Source organism: Vibrio sp. UCD-FRSSP16_30 (assembly GCF_001676025.1).
In the GTDB taxonomy this organism is placed as follows: domain Bacteria; phylum Pseudomonadota; class Gammaproteobacteria; order Enterobacterales; family Vibrionaceae; genus Vibrio.
Map to the genome: position 1 here is coordinate 18,998 of NZ_LZFW01000057.1, position 15,086 is coordinate 34,083.

The 15,086-nt window shown below is 42.1% G+C and carries 16 protein-coding genes; 3 read left to right on the forward strand and 13 right to left on the reverse strand.

Annotated features, from left to right (window positions below):
* Positions 1–11: 11 nt before the first annotated feature.
* From mlc to cydH, 3 genes are all read right to left on the reverse strand, one after another.
* Positions 12–1,226, reverse strand: coding sequence for a sugar metabolism global transcriptional regulator Mlc (mlc, locus tag A9260_RS13565; protein ID WP_068699800.1), 1,215 nt, complete (start codon positions 1,224–1,226; stop codon positions 12–14).
* 114 nt (positions 1,227–1,340) lie between these two features.
* Complete coding sequence (locus A9260_RS13570) at positions 1,341–2,513, reverse strand: patatin-like phospholipase family protein (protein WP_068699802.1); 1,173 nt, start codon at positions 2,511–2,513, stop codon at positions 1,341–1,343.
* 18 nt (positions 2,514–2,531) lie between these two features.
* Positions 2,532–2,621 (reverse strand): cytochrome bd-I oxidase subunit CydH, encoded by a 90-nt coding sequence (gene cydH, locus A9260_RS16960; protein WP_156684060.1) that lies wholly within the window; start codon positions 2,619–2,621, stop codon positions 2,532–2,534.
* 244 nt (positions 2,622–2,865) lie between these two features.
* Between cydH and A9260_RS13575 the strand changes: the two genes are divergently transcribed.
* The 3 genes from A9260_RS13575 to A9260_RS16965 all read left to right on the forward strand — a co-directional run bounded on the left by A9260_RS13575 (position 2,866) and on the right by A9260_RS16965 (position 5,483).
* The gene (locus A9260_RS13575) at positions 2,866–3,453 is read left to right on the forward strand and encodes an outer membrane protein (protein ID WP_082957126.1); all 588 of its coding nucleotides are present in this window, start codon (positions 2,866–2,868) and stop codon (positions 3,451–3,453) included.
* 453 nt (positions 3,454–3,906) lie between these two features.
* Positions 3,907–5,376 (forward strand): sodium-dependent transporter, encoded by a 1,470-nt coding sequence (locus A9260_RS13580; RefSeq protein WP_068699806.1) that lies wholly within the window; start codon positions 3,907–3,909, stop codon positions 5,374–5,376.
* 2 nt (positions 5,377–5,378) lie between these two features.
* On the forward strand, positions 5,379–5,483 hold the full coding sequence (locus tag A9260_RS16965) for a methionine/alanine import family NSS transporter small subunit (protein WP_156684061.1): 105 nt from the start codon (positions 5,379–5,381) through the stop codon (positions 5,481–5,483).
* Between the two features lie 161 nt (positions 5,484–5,644).
* Here A9260_RS16965 and A9260_RS13585 read toward each other — a convergent pair whose 3' ends face one another.
* The 10 genes from A9260_RS13585 to fabG all read right to left on the reverse strand — a co-directional run bounded on the left by A9260_RS13585 (position 5,645) and on the right by fabG (position 15,070).
* Positions 5,645–6,070 (reverse strand): hypothetical protein, encoded by a 426-nt coding sequence (locus tag A9260_RS13585; RefSeq protein ID WP_068699808.1) that lies wholly within the window; start codon positions 6,068–6,070, stop codon positions 5,645–5,647.
* 227 nt (positions 6,071–6,297) lie between these two features.
* A complete protein-coding gene (gene ptsG / locus A9260_RS13590; RefSeq protein ID WP_068699811.1) occupies positions 6,298–7,731 on the reverse strand; it encodes a PTS glucose transporter subunit IIBC in 1,434 nt (477 codons plus the stop codon).
* Positions 7,732–8,168: 437 nt separating this feature from the next.
* Complete coding sequence (locus tag A9260_RS13595; RefSeq protein WP_068699813.1) at positions 8,169–8,939, reverse strand: TatD family hydrolase; 771 nt, start codon at positions 8,937–8,939, stop codon at positions 8,169–8,171.
* A 112-nt stretch (positions 8,940–9,051) separates the two neighbouring features.
* Positions 9,052–10,014 (reverse strand): DNA polymerase III subunit delta', encoded by a 963-nt coding sequence (gene holB / locus A9260_RS13600; RefSeq protein ID WP_068699815.1) that lies wholly within the window; start codon positions 10,012–10,014, stop codon positions 9,052–9,054.
* On the reverse strand, positions 10,011–10,664 hold the full coding sequence (gene tmk, locus A9260_RS13605) for a dTMP kinase (protein ID WP_068699817.1): 654 nt from the start codon (positions 10,662–10,664) through the stop codon (positions 10,011–10,013). Before tmk ends, holB begins: the two co-directional genes overlap by 4 nt.
* Entirely contained in the window at positions 10,665–11,681 is a 1,017-nt protein-coding gene (gene mltG, locus A9260_RS13610) for an endolytic transglycosylase MltG (RefSeq protein ID WP_068699819.1), read from the reverse strand.
* Positions 11,674–12,480 carry an aminodeoxychorismate lyase gene (gene pabC, locus A9260_RS13615; RefSeq protein ID WP_068699821.1) on the reverse strand — a complete coding sequence of 269 codons (807 nt, stop codon included), beginning with the start codon at positions 12,478–12,480 and terminating at the stop codon, positions 11,674–11,676. Before pabC ends, mltG begins: the two co-directional genes overlap by 8 nt.
* Before the next feature lie 110 nt (positions 12,481–12,590).
* Positions 12,591–13,841, reverse strand: coding sequence for a beta-ketoacyl-ACP synthase II (fabF, locus tag A9260_RS13620; RefSeq protein ID WP_068699823.1), 1,251 nt, complete (start codon positions 13,839–13,841; stop codon positions 12,591–12,593).
* 99 nt (positions 13,842–13,940) lie between these two features.
* Complete coding sequence (gene acpP, locus A9260_RS13625; protein ID WP_004737381.1) at positions 13,941–14,174, reverse strand: acyl carrier protein; 234 nt, start codon at positions 14,172–14,174, stop codon at positions 13,941–13,943.
* A 161-nt stretch (positions 14,175–14,335) separates the two neighbouring features.
* The gene (gene fabG / locus A9260_RS13630; protein ID WP_068699825.1) at positions 14,336–15,070 is read right to left on the reverse strand and encodes a 3-oxoacyl-ACP reductase FabG; all 735 of its coding nucleotides are present in this window, start codon (positions 15,068–15,070) and stop codon (positions 14,336–14,338) included.
* Positions 15,071–15,086 lie beyond the last annotated feature (16 nt).

Here is a 15,086-nt window from a genome sequence, read left to right on the forward strand (position 1 = left end):
GTCGCTGGCTCTTAACCCTCTACGAGCTTCATCAATAGCTCACCATCGTACAGTGCTTGCTTGATAAGCGCCGCGCCCGGCATCGTCGCATTTTTAATAAAACGACTTGGCATAATTTCCAAATCTTGATTATAGATAGGCAAGCTTTGAGTCTTAACGCAGCGAATCACTTCAGGAATGATGATGCCTTTAGCCACATTAATGTCGCCCCCGATAAGGACTTTCTCTGGGTTAAACATATTGACGACTAAAGAGACTGCCATACCTAAATGTTGTCCCAGTTTTGTGATAATTTTTAGCGCGACTGGATCGCCGTTATTGGCTGCCATACAAATATTAATCACTGACAGTGATTCAAGTTTTAAGCAGGTTTCTTCTCCATCTGCGATGGCTTGCTTAGCTTGACGCAGTAACGAATACGAACTGGCTACGGTTTCTAGACACCCTTTATTGCCGCAATGGCAAAGATCGCCATTTGGATCAATTTGAATGTGCCCTAACTCACCAACGTTACCTAATCGACCTTGAAGTACTTTATCTTCTAAAATAATACCTGCGCCAATACCATTATGAACACTGATCAGTACTGAGTTTTTGTTCTGCTGAGAATTGCCAAACAGTTTTTCGGCCAATGCCCATGCGCGTGTATCATTTGCAATAAACACAGGTAAACCTGTGGCTTTATAAATGGCAGGACCTAACTCTAAATGCTTCACATTAAAATGAGGCATCTGTAAAACCAGACCACTTTGTGAATGCACAAGCCCCGGTAACGTAATCGCAATACTTGTCATACGTTCCAGCACTGCACTTTTTTCTTCAAAAAACTGATATATCTCATCTAATAAACGAGCCAGCATTTCATCTTGCTCTCGCTGCTCAATATCGATGTATTTTTCTGTAATGACTTCACCACCTAATTCATGCAATGCAATCGTTAAGTAGCCACGTCCAAGTCGCAGTGATAAAAACTGCCAACCTTGATTATTGGTTTGCAAACCTACCGCGGGACGACCACGACTGGTTGCCTCTTGCACCACAGTTTCATGAATCAGGTGTCCATCAATGAGTTCTCGTGAAATTTTGGTAATACTCGCAGGGGCAAGAGCACTTAACTTAGAAAGGTCGATGCGAGATATTGGGCCAAATTGATCGATAAGCTTATACACCTTACCGGCATTTATTTGTTTGATATGATCAATATGGCTTGGTTGTGCCGTGTACATGATAATTCCCCCCTAGTCTAGAGAGTTTATTATTTTACAGCGCGAAGTAATTGTGAAGGTCTGATTTTGCAAGGCGTGAGCGTGCTCACTCATTAATGATAATTCGATGCTAGATCACCTCATAACTTTGCAATTTAGCGTACTTTGATACTCATTTATGAAACGATAGCCTGAATTTAAACCCTGTTGATAATCAAACAGAAGATCATCAACACTGCTCATTAATGATGAACTGCGTAATGGTTCATCAGGGACAATCTGCATCACAAAGCAATCTGGTGGCGGCTTGGCGATAAATGCTTGGGTAAGTGCATAAGTTTGGTAATGCACCATCAGCATATCCGCTAAACCTGCATCAAGGCGATTGCCTAATAGATGGGATAATCGATAAACGTTATCCGCGCCAAATAACCATCGACCGCCATTAAGTAAGTCTAGTGTGGATTTTTCATTATTGAGGCGGTTTTGACCTAGCCTGTCATCAATAAACTCTTCTACTGATTTCTTACCTTTATCAACTTGTTCATTCCAGAAAAGTTGCAGACTATCAATCGAATTTTGATACCAAGCTTCTTTATCGTCAATATTGTGAACATCAATATCTTGCGTCTTTACTGAGGGGTCTGCACCTTCAATCTCAAAGGATTCAGGAAGCTCGGTACGGATGACAATAATACTGCGCGCTTCACAGCGCCAAGCTTCTTGCAAAGGTATCGAAGCCGAGACACCACCATCAACAAATTCGTCACCGGCAACATTCACCGGTCTTGAAACCAAGTTCGGGATAGCGCAGGTTGCTCGAATGACCTCAAGCCAGTCGTTTTGTAGCATGGGAAGGTATTTGTCGTGAAAGGTATCTACGCGAGTCACTGCGGCATAAGCGGTTCGATTTTGCAGTACGTATCGACCCATATCGATGTCTAATTTATAGGGAGGAGCACAGATTTGGTCTAATGCCCAATCCAGACCGATATAGTGTTTTTGTCTGATAAAGCTGAATAAATTAAAGAAGCGATCGTCGGTGGTTAAATCAAGCAAGAATGATTTGCCGATTTCAGGTTGCCGACAAAGATAGGCACATAAATTAAGCGCGCCAGCGGAAGTGCCATAAAAGGTATCAAAGGGGTCAAAGTTGGAATAGAGAAACGCATCAAGTACACCGGCGGTAAAAATACTCCTTTGTCCCCCACCTTGGGCAACTAGAGCAGTTTTGCCACCGATATAGTTAGCAAAGACAGTTTGCTTGTATGAAGTATCTTTACCCCAAATTAAGCCACTATTATCCATATAGTTTGCCGTGAGCGATTAGCTCAAAATGGCAGTTAATCCATAGCCAATAATCAAAGAAAATGCACTTACCACAATCACTAGAGAAAATTTCAATTCTGTACTCATTTTTCACCTTTACTATCTAATCTATTACATATTGAGAGACGAGTTATTATGATGGTGACTATCTTAATCTACGCTAAGTATTGGCAATCCTATATACTTGTTCAAGAGTTTGTGAAAACTCACGCAGAATTATGTAGTTACTATCACGTTTACTCGTATAATGACCTTAAGTCATGTACGTATCTTATAACATAGAATGTGACTTAGGTTAAATGTCCCAAGATTGACAAGGATGACAAAAGAGATGAATAAAAAGACCCTATCCCTTCTATTATTAGCTTGCAGTTACCCTGCTGTAACCCAAGCGGAAGTCTATATCACACCAATGGTTGGTTATGGTATGGGTGGATCTTTCGATACCGAAGATGGCAATGAATACGATATCGATAGAAACGTAAACTACAACCTTGCTATAGAAACCAATGTTGACGCTGGTCGATTAGGTTTATTCTACTCTCAGCAAAACTCATCCATTGAAAGCATCGACCGTGATACTTCTCTGCGCTACATTCATTTTCAAAGTGCTGTTTATTACCCAAGCCCAGATAACTGGTCTCCCTATTTAGGTTTGAGTCTTGGTGGGACACAGATTGATATCCAAGGTGCCGATTCCGATTATAAGTTCTCTTTAGGTGTTTATGGCGGCTTGGAATACAAAATCACTGATAATTTTGCCTTCCAAGGGCAACTGCGTTATTTAGGAACATTAGTCGACAGTGACTCAATAACGCTCTGTCAATCCAGCAGTACCTCCAACACTTGTAAAATTGCCTTTTCAGGTAACTGGATGAATCAACTTCAAGCTAATGCTGGCTTTACATTTAGCTTCTAATAGCACACAAGATCACAACAAAATATTAACGAGCGAAAGGTTACTGGTTTTTCGCTCTTAATTTCTTATTCAGTCATATCTACTACTAGCCGATAAAAACGTGACTTATATCAATAAAAATTAAGGCTCACGCAGTCAATCACGTTACATTTTGTATTACTTATAGTAAATGTACCAATATTATCCCCCCGTATGATGTTTATTTTATCTTGCCAGAGGCATAGTCTCACGGTAATCTTGCTTTATCGCTCAGGATATTCTACTACTTTTAGAGACTGAGCAGACAAACCCACAATACAAACCACTAGTTTTAAAGTTAGCAAGCAGAGTAAATAACCAACCTGACACTATCGATCAGGATTATTATTTTATATATGCCGTTTATAGTAGCTAAAGACACTCTAAGTCTACGCTCTGTGATGCCACTTTTAAGAAATACTACAAGGAGTAGTTATGAAACGAGAACAATGGGGTTCCCGTACAGGATTTATTTTAGCCGCAGTAGGCTCAGCAATCGGTTTAGGCAATATTTGGCGATTCCCATATATGGCTTATGAAAATGGCGGTGGCGCATTCTTTATCCCTTACCTTTTTGCCATGTTAACTGCCGGTATTCCATTTATGATTATGGAATTCAAACTGGGTCAAAAATACCGTGGTTCTGCACCTGCCGCTTTAAAAGCTGTTAACCCTAAATTTGAATGGTTAGGCTGGTTCCAAGTGGGTATTGCAGCATGTATTGCTGTTTACTACGTTGCGGTTATCGGTTGGTCGATTTCGTACTTGAGCCTGTCGTTCAATCAAGGTTGGGGCACAGACACCAATGCATTCTTCTTTAGCGAATACCTAAACTTAGGTGATAACTCACCTTCTAACCTAGGTTCTATTCAGTGGAAAATTGCAGGTACTATGCTTCTAGCATGGGCTGTCACCTACTCTGCTATTGTAGGTGGTGTTAAGTCAGGTATCGAACGTGCGGCTAAAATCATGATGCCAGTGCTATTCTTAATGGTACTGTTCCTGATTATTCGCATGATCTTCCTACCGGGCGCACTAAACGGCATAAACTACCTATTTGAACCAGACTTTAGCAAGATCATGGATCTTAAAGTTTGGGCAGCAGCATACGGACAAATCTTCTTTACCCTAAGTATCGGTTTTGCCATCATGCTTGCTTATTCTAGCTACTTGCCAGAAAAGTCTGATATCAACAACAATGCCTTTATGACTGTGTTGATTAACTGTGGCTTCTCAATTCTAGCCGGTATCATGATCTTCTCTGTTCTTGGCTTTATGGCTCATGAACAAGGTAAAGAGTTAACCGACGTTGTTACAGCTGGTGTTGGTCTTGCGTTCGTTACTCTGCCTGCGGCAATTAATGAACTTCCTGCTCCGTATATCCTAGGCCCACTATTGTTCCTAGCATTAACGATTGCAGGTCTAAGCTCTCACATTTCTATTATTGAAGCGGTAACGTCTGCAATCATTGATAAATTCAAGATTGGTCGTAAGAAAGCAGCAACATTAGTTTGTGGTATTGGTGCTATCGTTTCACTAGCATTTGCAACTAACGGCGGCCTACTACTTCTTGATTTAGTTGATTACTTTACTAACCAAATTGGTATCGTTGTAAGCTGTTTCGTTGAAGTACTACTGATTGTTTGGGTTGTAAAAACTGCCGCTATTCGCAGCTATGTAAACTCAGTATCTGACTTCCAGATTGGTGCTTGGTATGATTTCTGCTTGAAGATAGTAAGCCCGGCAATTCTTGCTCTTACTCTATTCAACACATTGAAAACAACACTAACTGACGGCTACGGTGGCTACGCGCAATCGGATCTTCTTCTATTAGGTTGGGGACTATTAGCACTGCTTGTTGTTATCGGTGTTGCTATCAACGTATTAAGCAAAAAGGAAGCGTAATTATGACTACTAGCGCAATCATTATGATGGTTCTTGGTCTTGGGATTACTTGGGGTGGCGCTGCCATCTGTATCCGTAAAGCGATGAACAAGCAAAAGCAAAAATAACATCACGTTAAATACAAAAAACCGAGCTTTTAATAGCTCGGTTTTTTTATGAGTGAAGAGAAGACGGTTCTAGGTTCTAGGTTGATATGTGATTAAAACGGCGTTTGGGTTTCCTAGCAACTCACAACCGGTGTTTTTCAACGTTGACCTAGTATTTACTCTTAAAACCTATAGGTAACGCCAAGGCCTGCGCCGAACTGCAACTTAGATTTATCGTACAATTGCCATTCAGGGTTAATGTGTCCGTAAGCATTCCAATTAGGTGCAAAATTCCAGTCTAGTCCCATAGGAACACGCAAGCCAAAATCTTCGTTCCATTCGTACCATGCGCCTGCACCAACAAACCAATCAAAAGGAACATCAGCCGAAAAGCTGCCACGCGCAAAATGGTAATCAAATGCCATTCCGTCATTACCTACTGATAGATTGTATTTATCTTCGAATTTAAAAATAGCACTTAGGCCCTGGTCTATTCCCATACCTAACTTTACAGCACTATCATTGGTATTAGCGGCCTTTGCAGCTCCAACATAAGTTGCCAACCCAGTAAGAACAACTGTCAACAACGCTAACTTTCCAATCTTCACTTTACATTCCTTGGTATTTCAAAACTTCACATATTTTACCTTGGTTTATCTCTCCCCTGTCAGTAAAAAGTTATGAAATATATAGAAGTGCGCCTTAAGACACAGTTTCCCCATGTATAAGGGGTGTTAAACAAGTTCAGTAACAAATTCAGTGATAAAGTTTAAAGATAAAAAAAGAGCCTCAATGGGACCATTGAGGCTCTTTATCATCAAATTAATCCACAGTATTAATTATTGTGGCGAAGCCAATCATCCATATCCGTTTTAAGGTTGTCTGATTTAGTACCAAAGATAGCCTGAACACCACCAGAAACAACCACCACACCCGCAGCGCCAAGATGTTTCAGCTTGTCTTGGTCAACAGCGTCTGTATCAGCAACCGCTACACGTAAACGAGTGATACAAGCATCTAGACCGGTAATGTTTTCACGGCCACCAAATGCAGCTACAAGCTCACCTGCCAACTCACTACCCGTGATCTTAACCGTCTCTTCTTCTGCTTCATCTTCACGACCTGGCGTTTTTAAATCCAACGCGATGATAACCGTGCGGAACACAAAATAGTAAATAACCGAGTAGCCAAGACCAACAGCGACCATCAATCCCATTTTCTGAGCGTGACCGGATAGAACAAGGAAGTCGATTAGACCATGAGAGAACGAAGTACCGTGCACAAAGCCTAATGTATTCGACACAATGTAAGCAGAACCGGCTAGTAGTGCGTGAATACCGTAAAGTACTGGTGCAACAAATAAGAATGAGAATTCAATTGGTTCAGTAATACCGGTCAGGAATGACGTCAGTGCTGCAGACACCATGATACCCATGACTTTAGCTCTGTTTTCAGGTTTAGCACAATGAGCCATTGCAATTGCAGCGGCAGGTAGGCCAAACATTTTAAACATGTAACCACCGGCTAACTGACCAAAACCATTACCCGCAGCGCGTGATGCGTCATCAGCCACTAAATAACAAGTTAAAATACCGTGCTGAACTTCACCAGCAGTATTGACACAGTTACCCGCTTCAAAGAAGAAAGGAACGTTCCATACATGGTGCAAGCCAAATGGAATTAAAGAACGCTCAATTACGCCATAAATACCAAATGCAAGTTGTGGGTTTTGATTGGCAGCCCAATGAGAGAACCAGCCGATGCTATCACCAATTGGAGGCCAAATGAATGACAACACAAAACCAAGTAGGATAGCAGCAAAACCAGTAATGATAGGTACAGCACGTTTACCCGCAAAGAAGCCAAGGTATTCCGGCAGTTTAATTCGATAGAAGCGGTTAAATGACCATGCAGCCAAACCACCGACTAAGATACCACCAAGCACCCCAGTATCAATGGTATCGTGACCACCAATCTCAGCCATAACGCTAAGCGTTGCGGTCATAATCCCATAACCAACAATCGCAGCAAGGCCCGCTACACCGTCATTATCAGTAAAGCCAAGTGCAACACCAACTGCAAATAGCAATGCCATTTGTCCAAATACTGAACCACCCGCTTGTTCCATTAAATTGGATACAACGTCTGGAATAAAGCTTAGATCGGCAGCACCAACACCGAGTAAGATACCTGCAACCGGAAGTACTGATACTGGAAGCATCAATGACTTACCGACTTTCTGCAGATTGGCAAAAAGGTTTTTAAACATGTTTAAGCTCCTGAATATTGTAAGTATTTTAGGGACTATCGACTTACCCCCGCAGTCTGAATGATAGTCCTGATTTAATAAATCTAACCAACTATGATTATATTTTTCGTCTCTAAATATAAAGTTATGCAAATTAGCTGTCTTTAGTCAGTAAAATCCAAGTTGCCAAAAGCCGTTATAGATCACACTTGACGATATGGACACTAAATAAACAAATTACACATAACTTTTTGAATTTTCATATTTTATTCTAGTTCAATATTGAAAAAATATTCAATTCTAAAGATAAATCTACTTATTTTTTATACAGAAGTTATTGCCTCGAACTCTGTGATATGAGTTTTCAACGTAAATAATAAAATTAAACGTATATAGTAAAAATCACCCAATATGGGTGATTTTTTACACTTTAGTCGTAGAGGTGGTCAAAAACTAACTTAGCGACTCAAAAAAAGTCTTTGGTAATTTGCAGTTGTTTTCTGCGCGACTTCCCCTAAAGACAGTCCTTTTAATTGAGCAATGTAGCTCGCAACCTCAACCACATACGCAGGTTGATTCTCTTGGCCACGGTGAGGGACGGGGGCTAAGTAAGGTGAGTCTGTTTCTATCAGTAAACGATCCAAAGGAAGAGATTTAACCACTTCTTTTAATTCTTTTGCTTGGCGAAAGGTCACGATGCCTGAGATAGAAATATAGAAACCTAAATCCATAGCGGCTTCAGCAAACGCTTGATCTTCGGTAAAGCAATGAATCACACCACCGCAACGATGAGCCTGCCCTTGTTTAAGTATCGATAGTGTTTCTGCGCGAGCTAAGCGAGTATGGATAATTAACGGTTTATTGACTTCTACTGCCAATTCAACTTGTTGCTCAAAGCGCTGGATCTGCAGTGCTTTTGTTTCTGGTTTATAGTGAAAATCTAACCCTGTTTCGCCAATCGCAACAACTTTGTCGTGGCTGGTAAAAGAGCGTAATTGCTGATAGTCAAAATCACTTTCAACATCTAATGGATGCACACCTGCAGATGCATGTACTTGAGGAAAAGGTGCAATAAGCTCCATCATTTTAGGAAATGCATCCAATGTGACGCCAACCGACAGTAATTGCTTAACGTTGGCTTTTTCAGCTTTCGCAACCACATCCGCAACGCTGCTATGAAGATCTTGATAGTTCAGCTTATCAAGATGGCAATGAGAATCTACAAACATACTATACCTATAAAAAAAGCGTGCCTACGCACGCTGTCTTATACCCATCGTAGTCAGTCTCTAGCTGTTACTTACTACGATTGATATACAATTAACACGACCTATTTAGCCGTTATAACGTCTTTGCTTGAATGAGCCATTCACTGAGTAATAACTCTTTGTTTAAACCTGAATGAAGAGTGAGTTGCTCCACTAACTGCGCTAAACGACGCGACATATCATAAGCTTGTTGATAAGTGAGCTGAGATTTTAATCTGTTTAAAGCTGAGTGGTTATCCACCGTAGCCACAGCAATAAAATAGCCCTTTTGCAATTCAATCAAAGCTAATGAAAGGCGATGAAGCACAATTAAAGTATCACTGGCGCAAGCATCTATAAACGGTTTCGGCAGTGCAAAATCTTGCTCAATAAAATTAGATAATGCATTGAGTATGTCATCAAACTGCTTACTTAGCCCTTTCTCCACAAACTCTTTTAGCTTTAATGGCGCGCCCAAGCAAACTTGATAATGCAACTCTGGCACATGCTCGATACCGTTTTCCATCAACCAAGGCTGATACTCACTTAAACTTGGCGTTGGAATATGCCAGAGCTGACAGCGACTCTTGATCGTTGGCAGTAAACGATGAGGTGCATGACTTCTTAAAATAAAGACACAGCTCTTAGGCGGTGTCTCTAATGTTTTGAGCAAGGCATTCATCGCTTGCTCCGTCATGGCTTCTGCTGGTGCGATTTCAATCACGCGCTGTCCACTGAGCTGTGATGACTCAAGCGCGATACGATTTCCCTCACGGATTTGATCCACTGAGATGCTGACCTTGCCTTCGGCTGGTGCAATTCTATGTAAATCAGGATGAGTGCCAGCTTGAAGTAATGAACAGCTGTGACAAAAACCGCAGGCTTCCACTTCGCTGTTATTACAAAGCTGAACCTTAATTAATTGGTCAATAATCCCCTGTTCGCCCAAACCTTCGGTGGCACTAAACAGTAAAGCGCCCGGCAACACCTTTTGCTGCAAGCTTAATTGCAGTTTCTGCCAAGTTTCTTGTAACCAAGGGTATTGAATACTCATCATTGAGCAGCCAAATCAGTCACAGCATCGCTTAACCACTGACTCAATGCTGAGCGAATGTCCGATGCAACTTCCTCTACCGATTGTGAGGCATCAATAATTAGGATTGAATCATCACTGTGCGCCAGTTCTAGATATCGACTGCGCGCTCGTTCAAAAAATGAAATATCCATCTTTTCAATGCGATCGAGTTCTCCACGACCGCGAGCTCTTTCCAGCCCTAGAGTAGGATCTATATCCATATACAGTGTTAAATCTGGCTTAAAGTCGCCCAAGCTGATCTGCTTTAGTGCTTGCATTGTATAGGCAGAAATCTGTCGACCACCACCTTGATAAGCTTGTGAAGAGAGATCGTGACGGTCGCCAACCACCCAATGCCCTTCATTTAATGCTGGCTTAATCACCGTTTCAACCAATTGCACTCTTGCGCCGTACATCAGCAATAATTCGGTCGTATCTTGCAACTCTTCTGTGCCATGCTCTTCTTTGACTAAGGCACGCATTTTTTCAGCTAGGGGCGTTCCCCCAGGCTCACGAGTAGAAACAATATCTTGGATGCCCGAAGAGTGTAGCAAAGACAGAACACTGGCTATTGCGGTACTCTTTCCCGCCCCTTCAAGGCCTTCAACGACAATAAATTTACCCATTTTCATTTAGTTTCGAGCCCTTAGTTTTTTCAAATATGCACGCACGGCACGGTTATGATCTTTTAAATTTTTAGTAAAGACATGCCCACCATCGCCACTGGCGACAAAGTAGAGATAATTAGTATCATCAGGATTTAAAGCCGCTTCTATGGCCTCTTCCCCTACCATCGCTATCGGTGTCGGCGTCAATCCATAGATAGTGTAGGTATTATAAGGAGTGTGTCTTTGGAGATCTCGCTTACGGATATTGCCACGATAGCTATCACCCATACCATAAATAACAGTTGGGTCAGTTTGCAGGCGCATACCAATTTCTAAACGATTGACAAACACCGACGCTACCACGGGTCTTTCATCCGCAACCGCAGTCTCTTTTTCGATAATAGATGCTAAAGCAAGTGCCTCATAAGGCGTCTTTAGTGGTAAACCTTTCTGGCGTTGGTCCCAATGCAAGCTCAATACTTTATCAAGCTGATCATGGGCTCTTTTCATCACATCAAGATCGGACATACCCGCGGTGTAGCGATAGGTTTCCGCTAGAAATAAGCCTTCTAATTTTTCATTATCAATATCTAATGCTTTGGCTATTTCGGCTTCAGTCATGTCTTGGGTTGCATGAATAAGATGCGGCGCTTTATCAAACATGAGACGCCACTCTTTGAAGGTACTGCCTTCAACAAAAGTAATGCTAAATTGTGCTTGAGAGCCGTTAACTAATCCTAATAACGTTTGGCGTAACGTATAATTAGGGCCAATCTCAAAGGTGCCGGCTTTTACTTTAGTTAATTCTGGATAGGCACGGCTTACCAACTTAGAAAACTCATTGCTTTCAATCCAGCCGTTGCTCTCTAGTCGATTTAATAATGTATTGAATGACGTACCCGACTTAATCGTAAGCAGAGTCGGCTGATCCAATAAAATCGGTTGATTAACGTAACTCGTTAATTGATTCCAAGTGTAAAAGAGCCCTGCTCCCACTAAGACAGCGAGCAATAAGCATAGGGTCATAACTTTTTTAAGCACTATTTAACCTCTTTTGAAAATCGCGGGTAGTAATACCGACGGCGAACAGTTTATGTTTTATTTTTACTATTGGGGCGATATCTAGAAGTGAATTGCAGATAAACACTTCATCAGCTTCCAGTAAATGATCCAGTATAAATGCACCTACCGTTACTTTGAAGCCTGATTTTTCCGCTTGTTCGATAATCCATCGACGCGCCACACCCGCAACGCCACATTCTTTTAGACTTGGCGTATACAAGTTACCCTCTTTAACCCAAAACAAATTAGCCATTGTTGTCTCAATAACTTGCTCATTGAGATCCAAGGCAATCACATCTTGAAAGCCTTGCTGTTCGGCTTCGGCCTTAAGTAATACTTGCTCTAATCGATTATTGTGTTTGTGGCCGGCAAGTGCCGGGTTTAGCCCCAGTTTAAGACTGGCAACACCAAGCTCAATGCCAGACTCTTGCCAACAGAGATAATGAGTAGGATAGGAAAAGTGACTTATCGTCACCAAAGTAGAATCTGCGCCCGTAGGACTATAGCCTCGCCCACCACTGCCACGGCTAACATGCAGTTTAATTCCAGCAACCCCAGATTTAATTGCGGCGTTCTCGACCCATAAACTCACTTGCTGCCAATCTGGCTGAGCAATATGTAATAGTTCAAGACAAGCCTGCATACGCTCGACATGATAAGACCAATGTACCGGGCGACCTGCTACGGTTTTAATTGTGGTAAATCCACCATCACCATAGTTAAAACTTCTGTCTGTTGTAGGGATCGTATCCTTAGGGACACCATTTATCCAATACATCATCTCTTCCTAAGATTACCTGCAATAAAAAAGGCCAGAGCCAGTTTCTACTGAAACTGAATCTAGCCTAAATATTTTAGCTAACTATTTGTTTATGCGGTCAAAGAAAGTTAAATCTTTTTAAAGATTAACGATCCGTTTGTGCCACCAAAACCAAATGAGTTACATAATGCATATTCGATATCAACGTCTTGAGCAACGTTTGGCACAAGATCAATACCTAGCTCAGCTGCACGCTCATCAATATTATCTAGATTGATTGTCGGCGGAACTTTTTGATCGCGAAGCGTCAAGGCAGTAATGATAGCTTCAACTGAACCTGCGGCACCAAGTAGGTGACCAATCATGGATTTAGTAGAAGAAACCTTAACTTGCGCAGTGCCTGCATCACCTAAAGCACGTTTAACGCCTTTAAGCTCTGCCACATCACCAGCAGGTGTTGAAGTGCCATGTGCATTGATATAACCGATTTGTTCACCAGTAATACCAGCATCACGCATTGCCGCTTCCATCGCTAATGCACCACCTGAACCATCTTCACTCGGAGAGGTCATGTGATAAGCGTCGCCACTCATACCAAAGCCAACTAGCTCACAGTAGATGCTTGCGCCGCGTGCTTTAGCCGATTCGTACTCTTCAAGTACCATAACGCCTGCGCCGTCACCTAATACGAAACCATCGCGATCTTTGTCCCATGGACGAGATGCTGCTTGTGGGTTTTCGTTATTAGTTGATAGAGCTTTAGCAGCGCCAAAACCTGCAATACCCATTGGGGTTGATGCTTTTTCTGAGCCACCGGCAACCATTGCATCAGCATCACCGTAAGCAATCATACGAGCCGCATGGCCAATATTATGCAAACCAGTAGTACATGCTGTAGAGATAGCAATGTTAGGGCCGCGAAGACGGCGCATGATAGACAGGTTACCTGCAATCATATTAACGATGGTCGATGGAACGAAAAATGGGCTCACACGACGAGGGCCTTTTCCATTCATAGTATGGATACCGTTTTCAATTAGACCTAAGCCACCGATACCAGACCCAATTGCAACGCCTACGCGAGTACAATTTTCGTCAGTGATTTCTAGGCCAGAATCATCGAGTGCTTGGATACCTGCTGCAATGCCGTATTGGATAAATAAATCCATTTTACGTGCATCTTTTTTAGACATGTACTCTTCGCAGTTAAAGTCTTTAATTAGACCTGCAAAGCGTGTTGAAAAATCGGTGGTGTCAAAGTGCTCGATATTTGAAATACCACTTTGACCTGATAGCAGGGCTTGCCAGGAAGATTCTACGGTGTTGCCGACCGGTGACAACATACCCATGCCAGTGACAACTACACGACGCTTGGACACGATTCTTACTCCGGGGGTTAGATTAATTAGATATAGATATACAACGATAAGGGAGTTGTAATGAATCAGGCGGTCAAGATTGACCGCCTGAGAAGAGAATTACTGAGCGCTAGTTACGTAATCGATAGCTGCTTGAACAGTAGTGATTTTCTCTGCTTCTTCATCAGGGATTTCAGTGTCGAACTCTTCTTCTAGAGCCATTACTAGCTCAACTGTGTCTAGAGAGTCAGCACCAAGATCATCAACGAAAGATGCTTCGTTTTTCACTTCAGCTTCGTCAACACCTAGTTGTTCAACGATGATTTTTTTTACACGTTCTTCAAGATTGCTCATTTTTTATTTCCTATACATAGTCGCTGAATGCGATGTTTTGCGTAGTTTATTCAAAAGATAAAAAGTTGCAAGTTTATCCTTGCTGGTCAAACCACAATTTTCTTAATTTAACCGATTTTAATGGCACTTTTGACATATATCACGTCAAATAATGCGCAAAATTACACCATGTACATGCCGCCATTAACGTGCAATGTTTCACCTGTAATATAAGCTGCATCCGGTGAAGCAAGAAATGCTACCGCCGCTGCAATTTCACGAGGATCACCTAGGCGTCCTGCAGGCACAGAAGATAGCGTCGCAGCGCGTTGCTCATCATTCAATGCTTTTGTCATATCTGTTTCAATAAAGCCTGGTGCTACAGTATTGACTGTTACTCCGCGAGAAGCAACCTCACGCGCCATAGACTTTGTAAAACCAATTACGCCAGCCTTTGCTGCTGCATAGTTAGTTTGTCCGGCGTTACCCATAGTACCCACAACAGAACCTACGTTAATGATTCTGCCACAACGTTTCTTCATCATGCCACGTAGAACGGCTTTAGACAAACGGAAGATTGAAGTCAGGTTAGTATCCATGATATCAGTCCACTCGTCATCCTTCATACGCATCAATAGGTTATCACGCGTGATACCAGCGTTGTTCACAAGGATATCTAAAGGACCAAACTCAGTTGTGATCTGCTTAAGAACGGTTTCGATAGATGTAGGATCTGTTACATTTAGTGCCAATCCCTTACCATTCTCACCTAAGTACTCGCTAATAGCCGCTGCGCCATTTTCACTTGTCGCAGTGCCGATTACTGTTGCGCCACGCGCGACTAACGTTTCAGCGATAGAGCGGCCGATACCACGGCTAGCACCAGTAACGAGTGCAATCTTTCCTTCAAGGTTCATTGTTGGTTTTCTCCGT

Coding starts and splice junctions, on each gene's coding strand:
- tmk (WP_068699817.1), bottom strand. CDS start 10,664: ATGAAAATGGGTAAATTTATTGTCGTTGAAGGCCTTGAAGGGGCGGGA.
- mlc (WP_068699800.1), bottom strand. CDS start 1,226: ATGTACACGGCACAACCAAGCCATATTGATCATATCAAACAAATAAAT.
- A9260_RS13575 (WP_082957126.1), top strand. CDS start 2,866: ATGAATAAAAAGACCCTATCCCTTCTATTATTAGCTTGCAGTTACCCT.
- acpP (WP_004737381.1), bottom strand. CDS start 14,174: ATGAGCAATCTTGAAGAACGTGTAAAAAAAATCATCGTTGAACAACTA.
- cydH (WP_156684060.1), bottom strand. CDS start 2,621: ATGAGTACAGAATTGAAATTTTCTCTAGTGATTGTGGTAAGTGCATTT.
- fabG (WP_068699825.1), bottom strand. CDS start 15,070: ATGAACCTTGAAGGAAAGATTGCACTCGTTACTGGTGCTAGCCGTGGT.
- A9260_RS13570 (WP_068699802.1), bottom strand. CDS start 2,513: ATGGATAATAGTGGCTTAATTTGGGGTAAAGATACTTCATACAAGCAA.
- pabC (WP_068699821.1), bottom strand. CDS start 12,480: ATGTATTGGATAAATGGTGTCCCTAAGGATACGATCCCTACAACAGAC.
- A9260_RS16965 (WP_156684061.1), top strand. CDS start 5,379: ATGACTACTAGCGCAATCATTATGATGGTTCTTGGTCTTGGGATTACT.
- A9260_RS13580 (WP_068699806.1), top strand. CDS start 3,907: ATGAAACGAGAACAATGGGGTTCCCGTACAGGATTTATTTTAGCCGCA.
- A9260_RS13595 (WP_068699813.1), bottom strand. CDS start 8,939: ATGTTTGTAGATTCTCATTGCCATCTTGATAAGCTGAACTATCAAGAT.
- ptsG (WP_068699811.1), bottom strand. CDS start 7,731: ATGTTTAAAAACCTTTTTGCCAATCTGCAGAAAGTCGGTAAGTCATTG.
- holB (WP_068699815.1), bottom strand. CDS start 10,014: ATGATGAGTATTCAATACCCTTGGTTACAAGAAACTTGGCAGAAACTG.